Source organism: Pseudomonas sp. SDO5522_S412, from assembly GCF_054071215.1.
The window spans coordinates 1-3,129 of record NZ_JBSVWQ010000379.1 but is presented as its reverse complement, the minus strand read 5'-3'; the positions used below and the strand labels follow the sequence as shown (position 1 = coordinate 3,129).

1 protein-coding gene is annotated in these 3,129 nt (G+C 64.7%); it reads left to right on the top strand.

The window, feature by feature from the left end:
- Positions 1 to 99 precede the first annotated feature (99 nt).
- Positions 100 to 3,057, top strand: coding sequence for an autotransporter serine peptidase EprS (gene eprS / locus ACW9I6_RS31705; RefSeq protein WP_457340218.1), 2,958 nt, complete (start codon positions 100 to 102; stop codon positions 3,055 to 3,057).
- Positions 3,058 to 3,129: the final 72 nt, after the last annotated feature.

Here is a 3,129-nt window from a genome sequence, read left to right as displayed (position 1 = left end):
GGCTGCGTAGCGGCCCCAAGATCTTGGGAGCGCTGCGCACTCCAGCGGGAGCAAGCTCCCTCGCCACAGGTATTTCAACAATAAGAAAAGGGACTCTTCATGATCACTGGTTCACCTCGCTTCAAACCCTTCACCGCAGGCTCCTTGCTGCTGCTGTCAGTGGCGGCCCACGGGCAGTACATCGAAGCCGGAAAAGTCGGCGACCCCGGCAGTTGGCGCACCGCCGAGTTCCAGAGCGACTGGGGCCTGGACCGGATGAAAGCCAACGAGGCCTATGCGAGCGGCATCACCGGCAGTGGCGTGAAGATCGGCGCCCTGGACTCGGGTTTCGACCCCAACCATCCCGAAGCCTCAAAAGACCGCTATCACGCGGTCACCGCCAGTGGCACCTATGTCGATGGCAGCCCCTTCACCACCACCGGCGCGCTCAACCCAAACAATGACTCCCACGGCACCCACGTGACCGGCACCATGGGCGCAGCCCGCGATGGCGTGGGCATGCACGGCGTGGCGTACAACGCGCAGATCTACGTCGGCAACACCAACGCCAGCGACAGCTTCCTGTTCGGCCCCACGCCAGACCCCAAGTACTTCAAGGCGGTGTACAGCGCGCTGGTGGATTCCGGCGTGCGCGCGATCAATAACAGTTGGGGCAGCCAACCCAAGGATGTCAGCTACCAGACCATTGGCGACCTGCACGCTGCCTATGCCCAGCACTACAACCGGAACACCTGGCTGGATGCCGCGGCCGATGTGGCCAAAGCCGGGGTGATCAACGTGTTCAGTGCTGGCAACAGCGGGTACGCCAACGCCAGCGTGCGTTCGGCCTTGCCTTATTTCCAGCCGGAGCTGGAAGGCCACTGGCTGGCGGTATCGGGCCTGGACAAGGCGAACAACCAGAAATACAACCAGTGCGGCATCGCCAAGTACTGGTGCATTTCCACCCCCGGGGCGTTGATCAACAGCACCATTCCCGATGGCGGTTATGGGGTGAAATCCGGCACCTCGATGTCGGCGCCCCATGCCACCGGCGCACTGGCGCTGGTGATGGAACGCTATCCATACCTGAACAACGAGCAGGCCTTGCAGGTGCTGTTGACCACGGCCACCCAGCTCAATGGCGCGGTCACCGATGCACCGACCACTCAGGTCGGCTGGGGCGTGCCGGACCTTGGCCGGGCGATGCACGGGCCCGGGCAATTGCTCGGGCCGATGAATGTCACGTTGGCGGCCGGGCAGGGCGATGTGTGGAGCAATGCGATCTCCGACAAGGCGCTGATCCAGCGCCAGGCCGAAGACAGCGCCGAAACCCTGGCCTGGCAGCAAACCCTGCGCGACAAGGGCTGGGAGAACGGCGTGGGCGCCGGCGCGAGTCAGCAGGACCAGACGGACTATGCCGTTGGCACTGCCCGTGCTGCAGCCGCGGCCCAGCGTATCTACGAAGGCAGCCTGACCAAATCCGGTGCGGGCAGCCTGATCCTGGCGGGCGAAAACACCTACCGTGGCCCGACCACCGTGAATGGCGGCCGGTTGGCGGTGAATGGCTCACTGACGTCCGCGGTGACGGTCAATGACAGCGGCACGTTGGGCGGCTCCGGTCGCATCGCAGCGTTACAGGTCAATAGCGGCGGCACCGTGGCGCCGGGCAATTCCGTGGGCACCTTGCAGGTGGCCGGGGATGTAAACCTCGCCGCCGGCTCCACCTATGCGGTCGAACTCACCCCCACCACCAGCGACCGGATTGTCGCCACGGGCAAGGCAATCCTCGGCGGCGGCACCGTGACCCTGGCCCTGGAAAACAGCCCGACCCTGCTCAGCCTGCAACAGGCGGAAAGCCTGGTGGGGCGCCAGTACAACATCCTCCAGGCGGCTGGCGGGGTCCAGGGCCAGTTCGGTGCGGTGTTGCCCAACTACCTGTTCCTCGGCGGCACCCTCGACTATGCCGCCAACGGTGTGCAACTGGGCATTGCCCGCAGTGATGCGAGTTTCGCCAGTGTCGGTGCCACTCGTAACCAGCGCTCGGTGGCGGCGGCCGCCGAGCAGTTGGGCGCCGGTAATCCGGTGTACGAAAGCATCCTGCGGTCAGACTCGGCAGCCACGGCGCAGTCGGGTTTCCAGCAGCTGTCGGGAGAAATCTACCCGGCCATCGGCACAATGCTGATCAATGACAGCCGCCAGGTACGCGATGCCGTTAGCGAGCGCCTGCGCCATACGCCGGTTACCGGTGAGAGCAACGTGTGGGTCAAGGCGCTCGGCAGTTGGGGCAAGACCGACAGCCGCAGCGACACGGCAGGCTACACCAGCTCACTGGGCGGCATGCTGGCCGGTGTCGACGGCGCGCTGGACGAGCAGACCCGTGCCGGTCTCGTGGCCGGTTACAGCGACAGCTCGCTGAACATGGGCAGCGGCACGCATTCATCGGCGTCCATCGACAGCTACCACCTCGGCGCCTACGCCGGGCATGAGCTGGGCAATTGGCGCTTGAGCGTCGGCGGTGCCTACAGCTGGCATCGCGGCGACGTGAAACGCGACTTGCAGTACGGCGAAGTCAGCGGCAAGCAGAAGACCAAGCTGGATGCGCGCAGCGCCCAGGTATTTACCGAAGCGGCCTACCGTTTGAACGTGTCCTCGGTGGCGCTGGAGCCGTTCGCCAACCTGACTTACGTGCATCTGGACAACGAACGTTTTGACGAGAAAGGCGACGCCGCCGCGCTGGAGCGTGGCAGCGATAGCCGCGATGCAGTGCTGAGCACCCTGGGCCTGCGGGCGGCAAAAACCTTCCCCCTCAATGACCGCCAGCAACTGGACGTTTCCGGCTCGCTGGGCTGGCAGCACAGCCTGAGTGCCGTTGAATCCGAAGAGCACCTGGCGTTTGTCGCCGGAGGGCCGTCGTTTGCGGTGCAAAGCTCGCCGTTGATGCGCGACGCGGCATTGGTGGGCGTGCAGGCGAGCCTGGCGTTGAGCAAAAGCACACGGGTCAACCTCGACTACACCGGCCAATTGGCTGGCCGGGAAAAAATCCAGGGTGTGGGGTTGAGCCTGAACTGGCAGTTCTGAGCAAGATCCTGAGGCCGAAAGAGGTCAACTGTGGGAGCGGGCTTGCTCGCGAATGCGGTGTGTCAGTCGACG

Excerpts from the sequence above, each read along its gene's own strand:
- eprS (WP_457340218.1), top strand. The coding sequence starts at position 100 with ATGATCACTGGTTCACCTCGCTTCAAACCCTTCACCGCAGGCTCCTTG.